23 protein-coding genes and 3 tRNA genes are annotated in these 19,780 nt (G+C 49.1%); 4 read left to right on the top strand and 22 right to left on the bottom strand.

Going from position 1 to position 19,780, the window contains the following annotated elements; translation table 11 throughout:
- Positions 1–11 precede the first annotated feature (11 nt).
- From GWK76_02900 to GWK76_02910, 3 genes are all read right to left on the bottom strand, one after another.
- A complete protein-coding gene (locus GWK76_02900) occupies positions 12–1,322 on the bottom strand; it encodes a hypothetical protein (protein QHU92248.1) in 1,311 nt (436 codons plus the stop codon).
- Positions 1,323–1,352: 30 nt separating this feature from the next.
- Complete coding sequence (locus GWK76_02905; protein QHU92249.1) at positions 1,353–2,654, bottom strand: hypothetical protein; 1,302 nt, start codon at positions 2,652–2,654, stop codon at positions 1,353–1,355.
- A gap of 192 nt (positions 2,655–2,846) precedes the next feature.
- Entirely contained in the window at positions 2,847–3,284 is a 438-nt protein-coding gene (locus tag GWK76_02910) for a GNAT family N-acetyltransferase (protein ID QHU92250.1), read from the bottom strand.
- A 20-nt stretch (positions 3,285–3,304) separates the two neighbouring features.
- Between GWK76_02910 and GWK76_02915 the strand changes: the two genes are divergently transcribed.
- Positions 3,305–4,147: a phosphate acetyltransferase gene (locus GWK76_02915; protein ID QHU92251.1), complete on the top strand. Its 843-nt coding sequence runs from the start codon at positions 3,305–3,307 to the stop codon at positions 4,145–4,147.
- A gap of 12 nt (positions 4,148–4,159) precedes the next feature.
- Here the strand turns inward: GWK76_02915 and GWK76_02920 are convergent, their stop codons facing one another.
- The 9 genes from GWK76_02920 to GWK76_02960 all read right to left on the bottom strand — a co-directional run bounded on the left by GWK76_02920 (position 4,160) and on the right by GWK76_02960 (position 11,453).
- Entirely contained in the window at positions 4,160–4,729 is a 570-nt protein-coding gene (locus tag GWK76_02920; protein ID QHU92252.1) for a hypothetical protein, read from the bottom strand.
- Positions 4,730–4,797: 68 nt separating this feature from the next.
- A complete protein-coding gene (locus GWK76_02925) occupies positions 4,798–5,148 on the bottom strand; it encodes a hypothetical protein (GenBank protein ID QHU92253.1) in 351 nt (116 codons plus the stop codon).
- A gap of 20 nt (positions 5,149–5,168) precedes the next feature.
- Positions 5,169–5,726, bottom strand: a complete 558-nt coding sequence (locus tag GWK76_02930; GenBank protein QHU92254.1) for a non-canonical purine NTP pyrophosphatase — start codon at positions 5,724–5,726, stop codon at positions 5,169–5,171.
- A gap of 2 nt (positions 5,727–5,728) precedes the next feature.
- On the bottom strand, positions 5,729–6,115 hold the full coding sequence (locus GWK76_02935) for a DUF1653 domain-containing protein (protein QHU92567.1): 387 nt from the start codon (positions 6,113–6,115) through the stop codon (positions 5,729–5,731).
- Positions 6,116–6,385: 270 nt separating this feature from the next.
- Positions 6,386–6,793 carry a hypothetical protein gene (locus GWK76_02940; GenBank protein QHU92255.1) on the bottom strand — a complete coding sequence of 136 codons (408 nt, stop codon included), beginning with the start codon at positions 6,791–6,793 and terminating at the stop codon, positions 6,386–6,388.
- A gap of 13 nt (positions 6,794–6,806) precedes the next feature.
- A complete protein-coding gene (gene ligA, locus GWK76_02945; protein QHU92256.1) occupies positions 6,807–8,837 on the bottom strand; it encodes an NAD-dependent DNA ligase LigA in 2,031 nt (676 codons plus the stop codon).
- On the bottom strand, positions 8,818–9,933 hold the full coding sequence (locus GWK76_02950) for a hypothetical protein (GenBank protein ID QHU92257.1): 1,116 nt from the start codon (positions 9,931–9,933) through the stop codon (positions 8,818–8,820). Before GWK76_02950 ends, ligA begins: the two co-directional genes overlap by 20 nt.
- A 2-nt stretch (positions 9,934–9,935) precedes the next feature.
- On the bottom strand, positions 9,936–10,811 hold the full coding sequence (locus GWK76_02955; GenBank protein ID QHU92258.1) for a M48 family metalloprotease: 876 nt from the start codon (positions 10,809–10,811) through the stop codon (positions 9,936–9,938).
- A 72-nt stretch (positions 10,812–10,883) separates the two neighbouring features.
- Positions 10,884–11,453 (bottom strand): LemA family protein, encoded by a 570-nt coding sequence (locus GWK76_02960; protein QHU92259.1) that lies wholly within the window; start codon positions 11,451–11,453, stop codon positions 10,884–10,886.
- 158 nt (positions 11,454–11,611) lie between these two features.
- Here GWK76_02960 and GWK76_02965 point away from each other — a divergent pair, with 158 nt between their 5' ends.
- From GWK76_02965 to GWK76_02975, 3 genes are read left to right on the top strand one after another with little or no spacing between them, the layout of a single operon-like run.
- The gene (locus GWK76_02965; protein QHU92260.1) at positions 11,612–11,827 is read left to right on the top strand and encodes an AbrB/MazE/SpoVT family DNA-binding domain-containing protein; all 216 of its coding nucleotides are present in this window, start codon (positions 11,612–11,614) and stop codon (positions 11,825–11,827) included.
- On the top strand, positions 11,824–12,549 hold the full coding sequence (locus GWK76_02970) for an ATP-binding cassette domain-containing protein (protein QHU92261.1): 726 nt from the start codon (positions 11,824–11,826) through the stop codon (positions 12,547–12,549). The genes GWK76_02965 and GWK76_02970 overlap by 4 nt, the downstream gene beginning before the upstream one ends.
- On the top strand, positions 12,546–13,295 hold the full coding sequence (locus GWK76_02975; protein QHU92262.1) for an ABC transporter permease: 750 nt from the start codon (positions 12,546–12,548) through the stop codon (positions 13,293–13,295). Before GWK76_02970 ends, GWK76_02975 begins: the two co-directional genes overlap by 4 nt.
- 72 nt (positions 13,296–13,367) lie before the next feature.
- On the opposite strand, the gene GWK76_02980 is transcribed toward GWK76_02975, so the two are convergent.
- The 10 genes from GWK76_02980 to GWK76_03025 all read right to left on the bottom strand — a co-directional run bounded on the left by GWK76_02980 (position 13,368) and on the right by GWK76_03025 (position 19,769).
- Positions 13,368–13,453, bottom strand: a tRNA-Leu gene (locus GWK76_02980).
- Between the two features lie 401 nt (positions 13,454–13,854).
- Positions 13,855–14,229, bottom strand: coding sequence for a hypothetical protein (locus tag GWK76_02985; protein ID QHU92263.1), 375 nt, complete (start codon positions 14,227–14,229; stop codon positions 13,855–13,857).
- A gap of 115 nt (positions 14,230–14,344) precedes the next feature.
- Positions 14,345–14,418 (bottom strand) — tRNA-Cys (locus GWK76_02990).
- Between the two features lie 13 nt (positions 14,419–14,431).
- Positions 14,432–14,519 (bottom strand) — tRNA-Leu (locus tag GWK76_02995).
- Positions 14,520–14,543: 24 nt separating this feature from the next.
- Entirely contained in the window at positions 14,544–16,337 is a 1,794-nt protein-coding gene (locus GWK76_03000) for a hypothetical protein (protein QHU92264.1), read from the bottom strand.
- A gap of 9 nt (positions 16,338–16,346) precedes the next feature.
- The gene (gene secG / locus GWK76_03005; GenBank protein ID QHU92265.1) at positions 16,347–16,583 is read right to left on the bottom strand and encodes a preprotein translocase subunit SecG; all 237 of its coding nucleotides are present in this window, start codon (positions 16,581–16,583) and stop codon (positions 16,347–16,349) included.
- Positions 16,584–16,592: 9 nt separating this feature from the next.
- Positions 16,593–16,964 carry a phage holin family protein gene (locus GWK76_03010; protein QHU92266.1) on the bottom strand — a complete coding sequence of 124 codons (372 nt, stop codon included), beginning with the start codon at positions 16,962–16,964 and terminating at the stop codon, positions 16,593–16,595.
- Positions 16,965–16,989: 25 nt separating this feature from the next.
- The gene (locus GWK76_03015) at positions 16,990–17,358 is read right to left on the bottom strand and encodes a prepilin-type N-terminal cleavage/methylation domain-containing protein (protein ID QHU92267.1); all 369 of its coding nucleotides are present in this window, start codon (positions 17,356–17,358) and stop codon (positions 16,990–16,992) included.
- 2 nt (positions 17,359–17,360) lie between these two features.
- Positions 17,361–18,944, bottom strand: a complete 1,584-nt coding sequence (locus GWK76_03020) for a GIY-YIG nuclease family protein (protein QHU92268.1) — start codon at positions 18,942–18,944, stop codon at positions 17,361–17,363.
- Positions 18,945–18,965: 21 nt separating this feature from the next.
- Positions 18,966–19,769 carry a hypothetical protein gene (locus GWK76_03025; GenBank protein QHU92269.1) on the bottom strand — a complete coding sequence of 268 codons (804 nt, stop codon included), beginning with the start codon at positions 19,767–19,769 and terminating at the stop codon, positions 18,966–18,968.
- Positions 19,770–19,780: the final 11 nt, after the last annotated feature.

Below are 19,780 nucleotides of genomic sequence, written 5' to 3' on the forward strand. Positions count from 1 at the left end.
TCCTTAGTATATCATCTCTCGACGCTAACGTTCGTGTCTTCGTCATTCTCGTCTACAGACACACCACCCCTAGCAAACGGCGGCGGTATTGGCGATGAGCCGGCAAAATCCTGAAGCACCGACTTAAGATTATCGGCATTTGATGGTATGTCAATCTGTTCTGACTTGCTGTAATCAAATGTCATATCCATAGTGATATTCCGATCCTTGTCGTCATCTGAACTGTGTGCCTTAATCTCAATCGCTTTCAGTTGATGCGACCACGGATTGACCCAGATGCGTATAGTAGGCAATTTCTTTGATGACGTAGTTTTATTTGCTGTATTGAATACTTTGTCGCCATAGCACTCTTTAATTTTCTTGCCAAGTTTCGTATCCCCCAGAGAATCGACAAATGCGCGTAGTTTGTCTGACATTTTACCATCCGAAGCTAGATCAATTTCAAAGCCAGGCACACCATCACGCGGCTCGACCTTAGCGTCCTTTTTGACCGTCACAAAGCTGTTTTTGCGATACGCATTGATCAGTTCGCTACGCACCTGCTGGTCAGCATTGATCAAATCAAAGATTTCTTGGGAACATGTATCTTTATCCGCATATGACGCGCCAAGCTCATCAAATGACACCTTAAGCCACTTGCCTTCAATCTTGTTAAGTTTCTCATCAAGCTGTTTGAGGATCTGGTCACGTATACGTATAACTGTCGGCTGCGCGTCCGGTAGTGCTCCCTGGCCCCGATCCTTAATGATCGTCTCTGCCATCTGGCGTACGATATCTTTTAAGTGTTCACCCTTAATATAAACCGCGCCCTTACCGTCAGCCACCACCGTAAGCACGATATCCTGTTGGGTTTCTATGCCATTGATCGCCAATGTAATGGTGGCCTCGGTTTTTGATTTTGGTGAGTCAGCAACGGCTTTAATCTTAATGTCAGCCCGATTGCCGCTACCAAGATCCATGACGAGCTTACCTGAGGAAACCACCTTTTTAGTCTGGAACGAACTGACCATCGCATCAGTTACCATCCTCTGCGGATCTTGCCACCAGAAAAAGTACAACAGTACCGCAGCGATAGCTAGCAGCAATACAACCGAGCCGGTAATAATACCGATGATGAGGCCAGTTTTCTTTTTTGGCGGCATAACCGAATTCATGATCGGCGGGCGCAAGGACGACGATGCCGGCTGATCAGCCTGTGTAGGCGGAGTCGTTGTCGACTGTGATGAGCTTGATGTGACCGTCGACTGCGACGCTGCCGGCGATGTTGACGCAGCGGCTTTATCTGCTGGTGTTTTCTTGCTATTCGTACCCTTGTCGTCCATATTCCTCCTCGTTATACTTTCATTGTATCACTATCCGCGAAAGCGCGAGAAAAATTCATTTTTTCGCTTAATCCAGTCAGGCGACTGGCGCACCAATTTTTTCTCATCCTCGGCGCTGTGTAGGTTAATTTTAATCGCTTCCTCGAGCCAAACACCGCCGCTCGAACCTTTGAAGAGAGCCACGCCGCCCGCATGAAGTTTTTCGCGCACAAATCCGCCGGCCATCAGCGCATCACGACACTCCTTGACCTGACAGCCGCGACGACGTGCTACTGGCGCTAGGTATTGATTAGCCATCTCACCGACGGTCACTACCCAATCCAGCTCGTCTGGTGAACACTGAGCGCCGAGCTTCGCATGACCGGCCTGTGTATCCTTGCGTAGCCCATTCATGTTACCAAACACCACGATACGCTGCGGCACCTCAAGACTGTACAGCGTTTGTAGTGCTGACAATGCCGTCAGTGGTGATGAGCTATAGCTATCGTCAATCAAAATCGTCTGATCCGCACCGCGAAGCACTTGCATCCGACCCGGCAGCGGGCCTAACTGGCTCAAGCCCTTTTCAATCAATTCTTTCGTCATACCCATCCGCACCCCAGCGAGCATCGCCACGACGGCTGGCCGCAGATTATGTTCACCAAGCAGCGGCAGCGTCACCGCGATGCCATCAGGGTATTCCGGGCCGATAATCTTGCCGACATAACCGTGCTCCAGCGAGAAATCATGCTGCTCAAAATAATACTCAGCGACCTCGCTAGTGCCATATGTCGTCATCTGGGGATTTGTCAAAAACGCGGCAAATCGACCGTCAATATCATCGCGGTTAATGGCCGCAAAGCGAGCATTATTCGCCAATGTTAGCATCTCGCCAGCCACCTCTTCGACGGTATGTTCAACCCGCATGCGGCCAGAGGTTACCGACGTCACAACGGCCATGTCCGGCAAAATAACCTGCTGAAACCACGCGTTAAAACCAGGCTGCATCGGGCTGAATTCTTGGACGATGACATGAGCTTCAGGATGCTCAGCGCGAGCACGCTTTTTGACAGCTCGCATCATCTTGCGGCGGTGCCAAAATCCCCACTTCTCCTCCGGACGATTCTCAGGATAGCGCACACCCATAATCTGTAGAAGGGTTTGCAAGTGCGACATTGGCTCAGCAGCGTGCATGGCGACAGCAAATTGCTGCGATAGCACAGTGGCGATCGCCGTTTTGGCACTCGTTTTACCGGCGCTCCCGGTCACTGCGATCAACTTGACGTCAGCATGGTCGGCAAAAAATTGCCGGACATAGCGTATCATTTTTTTCTCAAACGACTTCTTGAACATCCCCTTTATCATACCATAAGCGCCGTCAAACGCGCCACTTGACGAACAAAAAAGAGCTGTTACGCGCCCACCCGGGGCAATTTCATGTGTTTGTTTTGGATGGCAGCATAGGAAACGCCCCTATGCGTACCAGCTCTAATGATATTATGCGCTTTTTTATTAAAAAGCACAAGGGGTTTGCCTGATATTTATCTACAATTCCTTAGCAAAAGCGTTAGTGCTACGTACGACTGCGCCCTTTTTCAAGTAGAATTGCTGCGCCGCTTCACGTTCTGGGCGTGATGTGAATTCTAATTTCAAAGCGCCCTGCTCGCGACCCCAGTCGATGATAGCGTCCCAGAGTTGAGAGCCGACGCCCCTGCCCTGGATAGTCGGATCAGCAACGAAATCGTCGAGGTAGATCTTACGCCCAGCAGCTGGCCCCAGTAATAACGCCACCGTTGCCATGCCAACGACTTTGCCTGATAACCGTGCCAACAGCAACACATGACTCGGCGAGTCGATAATCTGCTGCAACAGCTTGGTGTCAGCTGGATGCGGCTTGCTGGTAAGCGCCGCGATAAGGTTGGTAATGTCTGCCACATCAGATTCAGTGATGTGGGATGCTCGTTCAATTGTCAATTCGTCCATGCTTCCATTATACTATACCCATGAATCAGCACATACGAGACCTAGCAAAAATTTTAGCTTCAAATCCGCCACGCGTGGTATTTCCTGAGGGCGATAATCACATCATCCAGCAGGCAGCACGCGTACTAGAAGAAAGCGGCGCAGCGCAGCCAGTGTTGCTTGATGGGGAAGAGAACGCCATCAGTCGCGGTGCAACGATGCTAACGAGCGGCGAGGCTGACGTTATGGTGGCTGGGATTGATCACCCAACGAAAGACGTGCTGCGGGCTGGGCTGAAAATTGTTGGACTGGCGCCCGATGTTCGATATGCATCCAGCTTTTTCGTGATAGACGTCCCACAGTTTCAGGGCGGCGAACAAGGTTTATTGCTCTTTGCCGACTGCGGTATGAATATTCAGCCAAACGCCGAGCAGCTGGCGGCGATTGCCATGTCCTCAGCGAATAGTGCGGCGTCGCTTGGCTGGGAGCCACGCGTGGCTATGCTGTCATATTCAACGAAAGGCAGCGCTGGCGGTGATAGTGTCGAGCTCGTCACCCAGGCACTACAACTCGTCAAGACAGGGCGACCCGATATACTCATTGACGGTGAACTACAATTAGACGCGGCAATCGTCCCCGCTATCGGCCAGAAAAAGTCACCGGACAGTCCGGTTGCCGGCATGGCTAATATCCTTGTGTTTCCTGATCTTGGTTCTGGTAATATCGCGTATAAGTTAGCCGAACATCTGGCTGGCGGTCATGCGTACGGGCCGATCTTGCAGGGTTTTGCTCGGCCAATCAGCGACCTATCGCGCGGCTCTAGCGTTGATGATGTGATCGGCGCCACACTCGTTACTGCTAGTATGGCGCAAGCGCACTCATAGCAACGAGCGACACTACTGCATGATATACCACTGCGCAAATTGATGCCATTGCTGCAGCGTATCAGTCTCAACCGCCAAGCCTTGATCGCGCCGATCAAACACCTCGGATATCGTCAGGCCGTTACTACCATCCATCGTAATAATCTTGTTGACCGATGCGCCACTCTTGCCACGTGGCGGAGCCACAAACTTCCCCGGCTGATCAAAGATAAACGTCTGTAGATTATGCCCGTCGTAATAGGCGACAATGTCATGGAGAATAATCTGCCAATCATCTTTGTCGCGTAGCAAAGCCAAAAAATCCTCGGGCGCCAACCAGTGCGCAACATCCTTCATGTAACCACCGGGAAAGCCGCCGAGCGCGGGCACTTCCCAATTACTATCATTAACAACAACCGGCTTGCCAACCTTCTCGTACGCCGTCCGAACCTTAGCCTCGGTAATTTTCAATGGATCACGGTGCTGGATCTCATCAATATCGAGATTAATAATCTCCACCGCTATGTCGTATTGGCTCAGCGTAGCCGTTGCCTCCTCAATTTTACGCGGATTACCAGTGACGAGATTGATGTGTTTTGTCATGGGGCCGATTATAGCACCTCTCATTTTAGTGTGGCTGTAGCACTGGTTTTACCATAGGGGATCCTTCGTCAACCAACCTCACTCGGCGCCTTTATAATATCCTCATCCCGTGAGACCGCATGAATATTTGACAGTTGTAGAAACCATTTTGGGGTATCATGAACAACGACCACTGGTTTACCAAGCGCTATCGCCATGCCAACTTCGTAGCGCGCACTCTCCTGGTCGGATTCCCATAGATATACCAAAACATCGGCAGAACGGACAGCCTGAACTTCATCTTCTGGACTGAAATTTGTCTCGTCGTCTTTGTAATTATAGTACCAATTACACGGAATACTATAGCCGGAATCCTCTAGGATTTTTGCCACGCGATTCGCCCTGTCGAGATTTTTGCCAGCTAGGTAGATCACTTTCATATATAAATAATAGCATATGTTTATTCAAGTGTGGTGAGAAATTGACGGACGGCATCGATTGGCTTGAATAAGCGGTACGTCTCAGCGTCCTCATCTGGCGTTAATTCGGCGCGCGTTTTGCCCCCGTAGCCATCTGGGCAAAATATTTTATCCCAGCCAAAGCCGCCATCGCCTATGGGATACTCAGAGATAGCGCCATGAAGTTCAGCGCGAAACAACCTGACCCGCTGGCCGTCATAGTAGCCAAACACGCATGCCGCCACCGCCGATCGATCGTCAAAGCCATCAAGCATCCGGCAGAGATTCTCTAAGCCGTTTGGCGCCTCCACAAAAAACTTGATAAACGGACCCGGCAGTCCACCGAGCGCCGTAAACTCAAGCGCCACATCCTCAACCAAAACTGGACGCTTAGCAACTGCATACGCCTGACGTACCTTATGCTCAACAATCTCTTCCAAGCTCGTTGATTGAATTTCCGTTAAATCAACCGCCCGATGCTTCAGTGGTAAACCCAGCATGCGCGATAAGTAATCTGCCTTGTGCTGATTGCCGGTGATAAACGTAATCGTCTTCATCACGCTTACACCTGAGTTTCAGAGTTTACTTTCTCAAATCGCGACACAGATTTCCCATCCAGTACTACCGTTTCCGTAAACATGTTGGCGGGGCGAGCAAATAACTCATATTCATTTTCATAGAGAGGTCGGTAAATTACTAGGAAGTCTTCTGCCTCAGTTTCTAACGCTAGACCGATCACCTCGTATAGCTTGCCTGACTTGCTATGCTTGTACACACCCTTGCTTATTTTCGCGCAACGACTCTGCTCTTTACTATCCGCAGCTTCTTCGCGATACTTCTCTGGCTGAGCGCGGAAGATTCCTACCCATTTACTATCATCATCCAGGTCATGATATTTAATGTAATGTCGTTTGTCAAAGCCACCCTTGCTCTGTTTCTTGCACGCCATTTCCGCCTGGACTTGCTCGACAGAAAAACCAAAATCTTGGCGCAGCACGTCAACAACTTCCTGTAAATCAGCCAGCTCTTTGAGAGATTCGCCGCGTTGATCATCGTCCAGCGGGATTTCGTCCGCTTCCTCATGAATCTTACGAAGCAGCTCCCGGCGAAATTCTTGCTTGTTTAGTTCGCGGTACTCTGTATGTAAAACTTCTTCGTCATCCAAACACTTTTTCACAACTTTGTCGCGAACTAGTTTTTGTAAATAAAATCGAATCATCTAATTACCTCCGCTGGTTAATGCTTCAACGCCATCTTCATACACCAAGTCGCCAAGCTCAACTTCGTAAATGTGCTTATCATTACGAAACGCAAAAAATCGGACGGTTTTATGCTGCTGCCAGGCTTGAGCTATTTCCGCCCGCACGCCATCAGCGATGTCGCCAAATACCCACAGCTCATCAGCGCGCGCCACCAGCGTATTATTGGCGCGCCGTACCGTATCGCGCTCCACCGCGTCAAGCGAGAAATAATCAAAACTGGTAAATGGGTTAATCGGCACAACGCCTTGATCAAGCGCAAATTTCGTTACAAAAAATCTCATGTAAAAATATTTCTTGGACATCGCCGTAAACACAACTGTGTCGGCAGGTTTGATAGCGAGGGCGCGATGTGATTGCTGAGTCATGATTATTACCTCCTTATTGTATAAGCTCTAACAATGTTTGTTCATCAATAATTTTAGTGCCGTATTGTTCAGCTTTTTTTAGCTTGCTGGCGCCGACTTTACCACCCGCTACCAGATATGTTGTATCTTTTGCAACAGCGGTTTGAAAGACACCACCTAGATTGCGGATTTTTTCCGCGGCGGCATCACGGCCCATCGACTGCAGCGTGCCAGTAATGACGAAACTTTGGCCAGCCAGGCGATCAGATTTTCGACTAAACTGCGGCGCCACACCCAAGTCAGCAAATTTTTCGAGCAGCGTCACATTATCTTCATCAGCAAACCATGCCACGATTGACTCGGCAACAATTTCACCGACGCCGTCCACTTCGCGTAGCTCATCGATAGTCGCTTGGCTGAGTTTCTCAACACTTTCAAAGTGATTCGCAAGATCAATCGCCGTCTGCGCGCCAACATGCCGAATACCGAGACCAAACAAAAATCGCTCCAAGGCTGGCTGCTTCTTGGCAGCAATGGCATCAATGAGCTTTTGCGCGGAAATATCAGCGAAACGCTCTAACTGCAGCAAATCGTCTTTCGTCAGACGGTAGATATCTGCCAAATCATTAACCAGCCCAGCTTCTACCAGCGCCTCGACATTTTTCTCGCCCAATGTGTCGATGTCCAGCGCGCCTTTGGAGGCAAAGTGTGCCAGGGACCGCTTCAAAATCAGCGGGCCACTCAAACCTTTAACGCGGTAGACTGCCTCGCCCTCTGGCCGCACAAATGCTAGTTCTGGATATTGGCGCGCCAGTTCTGCTGGATAATCAATTGGCTTAGTATCTGCCGGTCGCAATTCTTTTAGCACAGTTTGCACCTGCGGGATGATGTCGCCGGCCTTGAAAATCACCACCGTATCGCCGCGGCGCACATCTAGCCGGGCAATTTCATCAGCATTATGCAGACTGGCGTGCTGCACCGTCGTACCAGCCACCACCACTGGGTCAAACACCGCTACTGGCGTGGCCGCACCGGTTCGACCGATGGAAATAACGATATCACGGACGATGGTCGTAGCTTCTTCGGCGGCAAATTTATAGGCCACTGCCGCTCGTGGTGTCTTGCCAACGATGCCCAGCTCGGCAAACTGTCGCCGGTCATTGAGCTTGATGACCGCTCCGTCAGTATTAAACTGCAGCGACTGACGCAGCTCATCAAGGTGATTGATATAGCTCATCACTTCGTCCAGGCCATAGACAATTTGTGTCTGCCGACTGGTGGTGATGCCCAACTCGTTCATCATCTGATAGCCAAAGGCAATTGTCGGCGTATCCTCGAGGTTATCGCGAATGATGTCATAACCAACGAAGTGCAATGGACGCTCTGCCACCAGTTTTGGGTCAAGCTGACGAATCGTCCCGGCTGCTAAATTACGCGGATTGGCAAATTCTGGCTGACCGGCCGCTCGCCGACGCTGATTTAAGGCTGCAAAGTCCTCTTTGTGCATCACGATTTCACCACGAATCTCCGTCCGACCACGCAAAAAATGAGCAAATCGCTGGTTGGCGCGCAGTGTCAGCGGCACATTCTGAATCGTCCGCACATTCATGGTCACATCTTCACCAACCAATCCGTCGCCGCGCGTCACGGCCCGCGTCAGCACACCGTCTTCATAAATCAGCGCACAGGCCAGGCCATCCATCTTGATATCACACAAAAATTCTTCAGTGATGTCCCGGCGCACTTTTTTCATGCGCTGTATCCACGCCGCAACTTCTTCTCGGTCAAACACGTCCTGCAGTGAAATCATCCGCGTTTGATGCTGGACCTTGGTAAATTTACCGAGCGCTTTTCCTGCCACCCGCTGGGTCGGGCTGTCTGGTGTGACGAGTTCAGGAAACTGCTCTTCTAGCTGCGACAATTCATGTTTCAGGCTATCAGCCGCCGCCTCACTCATGATCGATTCATCAAACACATGGTAATGATAGCGATAATCATTGATCAGATCTCGCAGTTTGACAATTCGTTGCTCGGCCGCCTGCCGATCAAGCTGGCGCGCTGTCATCGGCGACGACCTTTCGGTAGAATAGATAAATGTAGCACGCCGAGGCAACAATCGAGAACGCCACCAACATCAACGCCACGAGCGGCACCAGCGGCAGCCAGTTCAACGCCGGTATCACCGTTTTGAGTGCACCATCAATCGTAATGACCGGAATAAGCACCGCCGCCCAAACCACGGCGAGCACCACCAGCAGCCACATCAATCGCAGCAAGATTCGTATCCGCCGTCCTAGTACAACGTCCGAAGCCAGTCGCGCTGCTTCTAGTGGATACATTCCCGGTAGAGTGACGATCACCATAGCAAACAACGTACTCGTTAGCCAGTATATCGACAAGGTAACGATTAATATGGTGGCACCGGCCGCCAACATCAGCACCACCGTCTGTTGTAACATGCCTGACGTATCCGCCGCTCCGTAGATGATAGCCGCTATCGCCGCTGGTAATAATTGAATGAGCGCAATAAACACCAGAACCGCCAGGGCAATGACTGGTGCACCCGCGTTATACAGCCCATCACGAATCTTTAGGCGCTTATCAGCGGTCACGCCACGAATCAGCCAGATTGTCGTCAGCCATATATATAGCCCAATTAACGCACCAACTAGCTGCTGGGATGATCCCACACCACCCGTCGAACCGCCAAGCTGATTGGTAACCACGCCGGCAAATAGCGCCAGTGTCGGCATCACAGCACCCAGGGCTCCTTCTTGGTTCGCTTCATTAATTGTATCTTTGAGTTGCTGGTACGTATCTTGTGACATTAACCCCGATAACAATACGCCCAATACCGCATATATTGCCGCCAATCCAACGAAGATCCGCCAGTGCTTTCGCATCAGTTGCCATGCTTGTTTGGTCAGCGCAAAGTAGCCTGGCAACTTGAGCGAACGACGATAGTCACGTCGCTTGGTCACTCGAAAACTACGGTGCGGCCGACGGCGGAGAAAGGCTTGGCGGCGCTGCGTTAGTCGCCGCCAAGCCTTATTAAGCCTCTCTTTTAACGATACTGTTTTCTTTGCCGCGGCGCGACTATCTGCTTTTGAAGTTGCTCGTTTACGCCGCGTGGCGTGTTGTTTTTTGGTTGACTTCGTCATGATTACATCTTTGTTGCATTACTTCGCAGACGTGCGATTCGATCTTCTAGCGGCGGATGGGTGCTAAATAACTTTGAGAAAAAGCCAGGGCGCAGCGGATTGTTCATAAACAAGTTCGCTGTTGAAGTACTCTGCCTGCGCATTGGCCGACCATAACTTTGTAACTTCTCCAGTGCCATCGCCAGCCCCTCCGAGTCGCGAGTCAAGAGCGCACCCGAGGCGTCCGCGAGATACTCGCGCTGGCGGCTGACTGCCAGTTGCGTAATCGTTGCTAAAATCGGTGCCAAGATTACTACTATAATACCCACGACGTAGACAATCGGGCTGGTATCCCCGTCATCATCATCGCCATATATCATCATCCGGAGTGCGATATCAGCAAGCAACCCAATAGCACTCACCAACCCAAAGGCAATCATACTAACGCGAATATCGTAATTACGCACATGACTCATCTCGTGCGCCATCACCGCCTCGAGTTCGCGCTTGTCCATAATTTCCAACAGCCCAGTAGTCGCACCAACGATAGCGTGCTTTGGATCGCGGCCGGTTGCAAAGGCATTTGGTGCCGGGTCGTCAATGATATAGACTTTTGGCATCGGCATACCAGAAGCGATCGCGAGGTTTTCTACTACTCGCCACAGCTCCGGCGCATCCTTTTTTTCAATCTGCTGCGCACCGCTCATCGCCATGGCCAATTTACCAGCAATATAATATTGTAACCACGCATAAAGCAGTGCACAACCGACAATGATCAACGACAATGAATAGTTCCGTAGATACATACCGACCAGTACACCAATCACGCCGATAATCGCCACAAACACTGCCATGATCAGCACAGTGTTTCGCTTATTATGAGAAATTGCACTATACATATTAGATATTATACCAAAAACCGCCCGCCGAAAATAGGCGAGCGGCTTAGTTCAGGCAAAGATTATCCTGCCTTAGAATTTCACCTCGACTGGATTCTCAACACTTGCTCGATCAGCAACCTCAAAGAACTCCTTGGCCTGGAAGCCGAACATACCGGCAACCATGTTAGCTGGGAACCTTTGAATCCTTGTGTTCAGATCGCGAACGCCGCCATTGTAAAAGCGACGCGATGCCTGGATCTTATCCTCAGTATCAACCAGCTCTTGCTGTAGCTGCAAGAAGTTCTCATTAGCCTTCAATTCCGGATACGCCTCAGCGACAGCGAACAGGCTCTTTAGGGCACCCTCTAACATATTCTCTGCCTGAGCCGTATCGGCCACGCCTTTGGCACCCATAATGGCCGATCGCGCTTCAGTAACCTTTTCAAATACTTCTTTCTCGTGCGTGGCGTAGCCCTTGACTGAGTTAACCAGGTTTGGAATCAAGTCAGTCCGGCGTTTGAGCTGGACAGTGATATCACTCCATGCTTCCTCGACGCGGTTACGCAGTGTTACCAGTCCGTTGTACGTACCGATCAAAAACGCCACGATCAGAACGATAACGACACCAACGATAATTAAGGTTATTATTACTGCATCCATGTTCTATTCTCCTTATGGTTAGTACCTTATACACATAATTATACCATACACACGAGTCGTATAGTGGCAAAATCATGCCAACTCATTGTTGACACGCAGCTCATCATAGTCGTATACTTATTCATATAAATCATATTTATATGAAAGAAAGGAATTATATGACAAAACCAAAGAGTAGACATGCTTGGACAGTCAAGGTTGGCGAACGCGGGCAAATTGTGATACCCAAAGAGGCACGAGATATTTTTAATATCAAGCCTGGCGATACACTTATCATGCTCGGCGACAAGCAGCAAGGAATTGCTATTCCGACTAAGAATAAAGTCATTGATACAATCACCGCCGTACTCAATGATACGGAGATGAAATCATGAATGCAATCACTGCGACCAACTTAACAAAACGCTACGGTGACTTTGTCGCAGTCGACAGCCTTAATCTATCAATTGAAAAGGGTGAGTTATTTTCACTACTCGGTGTCAATGGTGCGGGTAAGACGACACTGATTAAAATGTTATCTTGCTTAAGCCAGCCAACACAAGGTGATGCTATTTTACTCGGCAATAGTATTACCGAAAAATCTCAGGCAGTCAAACAGATGATCAACGTTTCACCGCAAGAAACTGCTGTAGCTGGTAATTTATCAGTCCGCGAGAATCTCGAACTGATCGCTGGACTCTACGGACAATCTGCTCATAACGCCAGTGAGAGCGCCTCGCGTATGGCAAGCCAATTCAAGCTCGAAACTGTCGAACATAAAAAAGCTAAGCATTTGTCTGGCGGCATGCAGCGACGCCTGTCGATCGCCATGGCACTCATCTCAAATCCAAAAATATTATTCATTGACGAACCAACGCTAGGTCTTGATATTTTTTCGCGCCGTGAGTTATGGGAGGCGATCCAGTTGCTCAAAGGTACAGTGACGACGCTGCTCACAACTCACTATCTCGAGGAAATTGAAGCATTGTCTGATCGTGTCGGCGTTATGGCGCGCGGCAAGCTCGTGGCAATCGGTACAGTAGCAGAACTGCAAAAACAAACCAATACGCGCACTCTCGAGGATGCGTTTGTAGCACTTGTAGGAGGTATTCGATGAGATCATTACTATTTGCTAAACGCTGTACAAAAGAAGTTGTACGCGATCCGATCAATCTATTCTTTGGATTAGTCTTTCCACTCGTTTTGCTTGGACTGCTCTCTATTATAAATGCCAGCATTCCCGCCGAAGCCAATAATACTATGTTTGCCATCAAAAATTTGGCACCAGGTATCGCAATGTTCGGTACGGCATTCCTAGCACTATTCTCAGGTATGCTCCTAGCAAAAGACCGAACCTCATCATTCCTGATGCGTCTGTTTACCTCGCCTATGACAGCCCGAGATTTTATCATTGGATACACAATTCCGATGATTATCATTGCTATCATGCAGGCAGTGATTACCCTCGTTATCGCCTGCTTTATCGGGCTCGACTTTTCAGTGCATATTATTGGGGCAATCGTTATTACAACGGTAACGTCGCTTCTATTTGTTGGATGTGGGTTATTCTTCGGCAGTCTCATTAACGAGCGAGCAGTTGGCGGTATATGTGGCGCCCTGCTCACCAATGTCGCTGGCTGGCTGTCGGGCGTATTTGTCCCGGTTGATCTCATCGGCGGTGGTTTTAAAATGGTTGCGGAAGCACTGCCATTTTACCACAGTGTTGCCGCCATTAAAGGCAGCATTGAGGGGAATTGGCAAGTCATCACACCACATCTACTGATTGTTTTGTGTTATACCACCGTTATCTTTACACTCGCTATCTATATCTTTCGGCGAAAGATGACCGGGCGAAACACCTGATTTACCTGGCACACTAGAACTCAACTATCCATCGCGAAAGCCGCCTCTTACCGGCGGCTTTTGTAACGATTATGGTGCGCGAGGCGGGAATCGAACCCGCACGACTTTTGGTCAAGGGATTTTAAGTCCCTCGCGTCTACCAATTCCGCCACTCGCGCATACCTCCATAGTATACTATATTTATAAAGTAAAATGTACACCCTACGCGCCAATATGGTGTAGATAGTTGGCCTAAGAACGAGATGACACTGGCATCTTGCTGCCCAGTATACCAAACGAAAAGTCTGCCAAAGAAATTCACCTACTACATAATAAAGACGACTGTACTTTTTTACTTTATTGACGCTTTTATTTTGAAAACTAAGCAAGAAAAACAGTAAACTTTTCTCGATTTACTATCTCAAAAATTGTTCTATTCAATGAAGCAATCTGTTATGTTTCATCATCTTTGTGCCTCCTGTATCCATCAATACCACAATAATATCATTGACAATCATTTATATAAATGTTGCTGTCAAATTCCAGTGTGACGCGCTGTAGCTTACCCTCATTTTACATACTACATCTGAAATGCCGTTATCCAAAAACATATTCCGGCTATAAGTGAGATCGGAGTCATAACATATTTTTCTTTCTTACTTTTTGAAATCATGTTCATAATCGTATTCAAAGTTAGGTAAGCGGCGAAGAAGAGACAAATATATTTGGTAACCGTAAAAGGCAACCATAAGGAAATAAAACCCCCGGCTTGCAAAATAATGATCATTGCAAAAATTTGGATAACCACCGAAATGACTGCCATAACTCTAAATTTCTTAGGTAAGATTTTATGTTGTCCACCCATGGTAAATTCGCCCAAAGGCAAGCCGCAAGCAACAAGAACGGTCATAGTTGCTATAATTCCAAATAATACTGCACCTGATATTGAAAACATAACTCAATATTCTCCCTTCGCAAAATACAAAAATTCAGTTACAAATTCAACTTTATTTCACTCAATATTTTTATTTATAATTATAGCTCTCCAAGAGAGCTTTTATCGACAATCCTGGAGGCACGTACGAGAGTCGAACTCGTCTAAAAGGTTTTGCAGACCTCTGCGTAACCGCTCCGCCAACGCGCCGCTCTGTTACATTTGGTGCGAGCGAGAAGACTTGAACTTCCACGAGCGTAATGCTCACTAGCCCCTCAAGCTAGCGCGTCTACCAATTCCGCCACGCCCGCATGACCACCTACCATTATACCTGATTACGGTGTTTTGTAAACGGATTCGCGGCGAACTGTCCAGTAGATCACGTCAGCAAACCGATCGGTGGGATATACCAACCGCATTGACTTATCAAGCGCCGACACGGAACGCAAGTGAATGTAGTCCAGTTGCACTTGATATAGTGCGAGGGCCGGCACATCGGACTGCCAATGCTTGGTAAACGCTTGGTATTTGCTAACTCGCTGCTTAGCACTCCGTTTGGCACGACCAGCTGCGAGGGCATCATCAGCTACGGCGCTATTATAATTAGCAAAATTGAGACCGCCTTGATTGGCCTGTGACGAATGCCAATAGGCAAAGACATCGGCGTCACCGCCCAGCACCAACTCATACAATAGCACATCAAAACCGCGCGGCCGCAGGACCGACTGCAAAACGTTCTGCGAGGCATCATTTGGATCAACCACCCGTAAATCAACGGTGATATGCAGCGTTTCCTGCCAGACTTTTACGAGTTCACGCGCAATAGTTTCAAAATCAGAGCCCTTGAGCGTCACGAACGACAATTGCAAAACCTGCTCACCCTTTTTACGCTGATTACCGACCACCTTCCATCCTTCTTCGTCCAGTAATTTTTTCGCTGCTTCTGTGTCATACGGCAAACGACCGGCCAGCTGCCCGTCCACTTGGTCGTCAAAAATTGGGCCATGTAGTGGCTTCCTCGCAAAGGCAAACTTCTCGCGCAGCGCCTGGGTATTAATCGACTGGACCAGCGCTTGTCGAACTTTGCGCGAACTCACCACTTCGCTCTGGGTGTTAAATAATGCGTAGACACCATCGTTAATAGCGTACGACCGCGAGGCATACATATGACGGATCTGGTCTGACTGAGCCATGTATGATAACTCCGGTGTCGCCATAATTTCACTCGTCTTGAGACCTTTGGTGATCTCGTCCCGCGTCGGATATACATACAGCTGAAAGCGATCCAGCTTCGGCGCACCATGATGATACTGCGAGTTCGCCACGAGATGAAGCACTTTTTTCGACCCATCAGCATTAGCATTCTGTAAAATCCGCATGGCAAACGGCCCAGAGGTTACGGGCGACTTACCATAACCATGCTCGCGTAGCTCAGCCGGATTAACTTCACTGAGGCTGTGCTGAGGTAAAATCGGAAAGGTGAGAGCGTGCATGAATGGTGCATACGGGGCTGGCAGAGTAAATTGTACTGTCCGCTCGTCAACCTGCTTGACGTTGATCGACTGCCAGCCAGTAATTGACGATTGTGTCCGTGCATCCTTGAGTAGATTAACAGTAAACACCACGTCGCGAGCATCCAGCGGCGCTCCGTCTGACCACTTGAGATTACGGCGCAATTTGACCATGTACTCAGTCTCGGCCTCATTGACTGTGACCGACTCAGCGAGGTCGCCCTTGATGTGCCCGGTTGTATCATAATTATAAAGACTCGCAAACATCAGTCGGGCCGCTGACTTTTCGGCACTACTACGAGCAAAGATTGGGTTCAGTGTCTCTAATGGCCCCAGCACGCCCTCTGAGTACGACCCACCCCTGGCTGGTGCATTATGAGCGTACAATTCACGAAATGACAGCCACTGCACCATGCTGACCGTAATTAACAAAATAACCAGAAAGATCCACCCCAGGACATGGCGCTTGACTCCAGCCAAATGTTCGAGGCGCGAAGAGATAAACATATGCGTGTGACGCAAGGTCGTTTTAGTCAGTTTTTGCGCTTGCCCATCAAGATCTTTTGTTGCGAAGTCCAGCCGCAGAAATTTTTTCCAAGATGATTTTTTTGTGTCCAAGGCGCGCTCCTAGCCCTTCAGACTCGGCAGCACCAAACTCGCCAAGATCGACAGTACGAACACAACAGCAAACACGATAGTCACATCAAACAAGTTCTTGTCAAAACCTCGCCGCGTGGTGAACAGTTCGCCCGACGAGCCAAAGCCTGCACCTAGGCTCGCGCCACGCTGCTGCAACAATATGGCAATGATCATCAAAATGGCTGATCCTAATGTGACATACGGCAAAATAGTATCAAGTAACATGCTTTCTCCTTATTCTGGCGCCGGCTTGATAACGAAGGCGCTACTTACTATATAGTTTACCAGACTGAGTATGATTCCGGCAAGAATCGACGAGCCAAAACTCATGGATAATCCCGGCGCCAGCGCCAATGATATGTAAACCATGATGCCATTCACCACCAGCGTAAATAAACCGAGTGTGAGCAAGATCGCCGGTAGTGATAAAATGACAACGATTGGTTTTAAGATAGAGTTGACGATCGAAAAGATTAGGCCAGCGAGGACAAACGTTGCCGTCGTCTCGACCACTGGCTCACTCGTCCCGAGAAGCCGCACCGCCACCCAGATGCCAACAGAATTAAGTATCCACCTGACAAAAAATATTGCAAATTGTCGTCTCATGACTACATTTCATTATATCATAACGCTAACAGGCGCCGTCGACTACCTTGCGCTCAGTGTTCTTGATGTGCAGCTGGAGCTGCTGGCGACTACTCGTCCCCTCAATGCAGATCGCGGCTGGCGTCGAACCAGACGGTGGGATTGTTCGTACAGTGATTACGATGTCTGGCGAGCCACTCTTGAACGACTGCGGCAATGTCGTTGGGTATGACCCTTTGAAGTTTTTCTCCTGCTCCGCCGCTGATAGCGCATTCTGTAGATCTGACGTTATAGCCTTACGCACCGTCTCTTTGCGCCACCCGTTATAGCTGACGAGACCGATACCCGCCAAGATGCCGATAACCACAACGACAATTAGTATTTCTATGACGGTAAATCCATACTTGCGACTCATACTTATGATGATAGCATAAGCATAATCTTTTTCGCTAGCTCTTTATCCACGATTTTTTCCAGGTCGGTGAGTGAGGCATTCCGTATACGGCTGATGCTACCAAATTTTTTCAGCAATTTGGCGCGGGTTTTTGGCCCAATGCCAGGAATTTCCTCCAGCTGGTTTTTCGTTTGCTGCTGACGTTTGAGCGCGGTGTGATAGCTTACGGCAAAGCGATGTGACTCGTCGCGGATGCGCTGGAACAGTTTGACGATGTCGGTTGTCGCAAGGGTATTCTCGTCCGCCGTCGGACGTTCGTTGCGAGTTTGCTCCATGCTAGCTCGTAAGTTTTTTGAATGCGAACTGGCGTTGCGCCGACTCGGATGTAAATTCACTATATAAACATCGCCGTCTTCATGGATGGCAATATCTACCCGCAACTGCAGCCGAACCTGCTCAATGAACGCTATGTCAATTTGCGAACCAGTCTTATGCACCAATAATTCTTCCTCGCGCTTGGCGATGCTGACAATCGGCACGGTGACGCCACGCTCATCACGCGCTCTAATGGCTGCCGCTAGTTGACCTTTGCCGCCGTCAATCAGTAGCAGATCAGGACGACCCCAACTTTTCAGATGACGCTCACTCAGCCGGCGAAAAATCGTCTGATAGATATTGCCGGTGTCATCATTTTTCTCACTGACTTTGAACTTGCGGTACTCCGCCCGGTCGCTCACGCCATTGGTAAATACCACCATGCTGGAGACAACTTGCCGGCCGCTCATGTGTGAAATGTCATAGCCCTCGATGCGCACTGGGATATCTTTTAGACCCAACAATTTCGCCAAATCAGCCAGCGCCTTGTCTTTAGAAATATCCAAGAATTCTTTGTCGCCAAAACAAACCCGCCGCTGTAACTCCCGCATGGCGCTGAGCTTATTGCGAAGATCAGCCGCCCGCTCAAAATCATGCAGTCCAGCCGCCGTTTTCATGTCGCGTTCCAGCTCGGCAGCGATGGCTTTACGATTGCCCTTGATGTAGCTGATGAGTTTGCGTAAATTAGCTTTATAGGCAGCTGATCCATCACTCAGCCGCGGGCTCAAGCCCAAATCTTCATCCAACTTCGACTGCCCTGGTCGCCTCTGCCTGGTCAAATACGGAAACACTCGCCGCAAATATCGCAGGGCTTTTTTCAAGGCAAAGCCATTATAAAACGGGCCAACATATTCTGCGCCGTCATCGGCTGGATTGCGCGTAAAACTGACGGTCGGCCACTCACTTTTCATGTCGATTCGCACATACATCTGCGATTTATCGTCGCGCAGCAGTACGTTGTAGCGCGGCATATAACGCTTGACCATCTCGCTTTCCAGAAACAAAGCATCAACCTCGCTCTCGGTCTCAATCCAATCAGTATCAGCAATTTCCGCCACCAGCGCCATGGTTTTATTGTCCCGACCGCGCGAATCCTGAAAATACTGACGCACGCGGTTTTTCAGCACCGCCGCCTTGCCCACATAAATAATCTCGCCGCTGGCTGACTTATGAAAATAGACACCGGGAGTGCAGGGTAAGGTTTTGAGTTTTTGCTGCAACCGTTGATTCACAGCTACCATTATATCAAGCGATCACGTCTTGCCGACAAAACCACTGAGCACACCATCCAGCTCGCCCTGAGCAAGTCGTACCGCCCACTCTTGGCGCTCAAGGAATGACAATAATCCGGCCTTTAGCCCAAACCAGCCTAACTTTTGTCTAGCTTCGGCAACTTTTCTCGATTGTTCTCTAAATGTATAATACTGGTCGCGACAATCTTGCGGAATGTCTGAAATTTTGCGGTTTGGCATTATAACTTTTATTAGTTCCTCGACTTTTTCTGTGTCTTTTGGACGCCAGCCGGTAATTGAACGACATCCGTACGCTCCTAATTGAGCAATTGGATTAAGGATAGCGCATACTGTCTCGCCATCTCTCTTCACAAGCCACTGATCAAGACTAGCTGGGGGAATTTCCGTCTCAATACCGCCGAGGCGCCAGTATAAACGACCTTCATCATCAACATAACGATCGCCGACGAAATCAAATATACCACGACGATTTTTTTCGTATGGATTAAGTCCAAATGCCGAAACTACCAACTTATCACCGATAGCATCGGTAATTTCCTGCCGACAACTCTTCACAACAGTCTTATCTGTGCTTTGCACTAATGTATCAAGGTCTCGCACCGTACCGTTTTTACGTAGACGCGGTAAATCCACACCATTGGGCAGACAAACAACACGATTACCCCAATCAATTTCGGCAGCATTGGTAACTGCATGCAGACCTAGCCCGCCAACAACGTTATACGGAACTTCGCGATCTTTCATTCTGTCATGAATGCTGCGTTCTGCAAGCAGCGAGTACATATTTCCTGAAACTTCACTCATACTATAGTCCT

This window comes from Candidatus Saccharibacteria bacterium oral taxon 488, from assembly GCA_010202465.1.
In the GTDB taxonomy this organism is placed as follows: Bacteria; Patescibacteriota; Saccharimonadia; order Saccharimonadales; family Saccharimonadaceae; genus Nanosynbacter.

Excerpts from the sequence above, each read along its gene's own strand:
- GWK76_02900 (QHU92248.1), bottom strand. The coding sequence starts at position 1,322 with ATGGACGACAAGGGTACGAATAGCAAGAAAACACCAGCAGATAAAGCC.
- GWK76_02905 (QHU92249.1), bottom strand. The coding sequence starts at position 2,654 with ATGTTCAAGAAGTCGTTTGAGAAAAAAATGATACGCTATGTCCGGCAA.
- GWK76_02910 (QHU92250.1), bottom strand. The coding sequence starts at position 3,284 with ATGGACGAATTGACAATTGAACGAGCATCCCACATCACTGAATCTGAT.
- GWK76_02915 (QHU92251.1), top strand. The coding sequence starts at position 3,305 with ATGAATCAGCACATACGAGACCTAGCAAAAATTTTAGCTTCAAATCCG.
- GWK76_02920 (QHU92252.1), bottom strand. The coding sequence starts at position 4,729 with ATGACAAAACACATCAATCTCGTCACTGGTAATCCGCGTAAAATTGAG.
- GWK76_02925 (QHU92253.1), bottom strand. The coding sequence starts at position 5,148 with ATGAAAGTGATCTACCTAGCTGGCAAAAATCTCGACAGGGCGAATCGC.
- GWK76_02935 (QHU92567.1), bottom strand. The coding sequence starts at position 6,115 with ATGGCGTGCAAGAAACAGAGCAAGGGTGGCTTTGACAAACGACATTAC.
- GWK76_02940 (QHU92255.1), bottom strand. The coding sequence starts at position 6,793 with ATGACTCAGCAATCACATCGCGCCCTCGCTATCAAACCTGCCGACACA.
- ligA (QHU92256.1), bottom strand. The coding sequence starts at position 8,837 with ATGACAGCGCGCCAGCTTGATCGGCAGGCGGCCGAGCAACGAATTGTC.
- GWK76_02950 (QHU92257.1), bottom strand. The coding sequence starts at position 9,933 with ATGACGAAGTCAACCAAAAAACAACACGCCACGCGGCGTAAACGAGCA.
- GWK76_02955 (QHU92258.1), bottom strand. The coding sequence starts at position 10,811 with ATGTATAGTGCAATTTCTCATAATAAGCGAAACACTGTGCTGATCATG.
- GWK76_02960 (QHU92259.1), bottom strand. The coding sequence starts at position 11,453 with ATGGATGCAGTAATAATAACCTTAATTATCGTTGGTGTCGTTATCGTT.
- GWK76_02965 (QHU92260.1), top strand. The coding sequence starts at position 11,612 with ATGACAAAACCAAAGAGTAGACATGCTTGGACAGTCAAGGTTGGCGAA.
- GWK76_02970 (QHU92261.1), top strand. The coding sequence starts at position 11,824 with ATGAATGCAATCACTGCGACCAACTTAACAAAACGCTACGGTGACTTT.
- GWK76_02975 (QHU92262.1), top strand. The coding sequence starts at position 12,546 with ATGAGATCATTACTATTTGCTAAACGCTGTACAAAAGAAGTTGTACGC.
- GWK76_02985 (QHU92263.1), bottom strand. The coding sequence starts at position 14,229 with ATGTTTTCAATATCAGGTGCAGTATTATTTGGAATTATAGCAACTATG.
- secG (QHU92265.1), bottom strand. The coding sequence starts at position 16,583 with ATGTTACTTGATACTATTTTGCCGTATGTCACATTAGGATCAGCCATT.
- GWK76_03010 (QHU92266.1), bottom strand. The coding sequence starts at position 16,964 with ATGAGACGACAATTTGCAATATTTTTTGTCAGGTGGATACTTAATTCT.
- GWK76_03015 (QHU92267.1), bottom strand. The coding sequence starts at position 17,358 with ATGAGTCGCAAGTATGGATTTACCGTCATAGAAATACTAATTGTCGTT.
- GWK76_03025 (QHU92269.1), bottom strand. The coding sequence starts at position 19,769 with ATGAGTGAAGTTTCAGGAAATATGTACTCGCTGCTTGCAGAACGCAGC.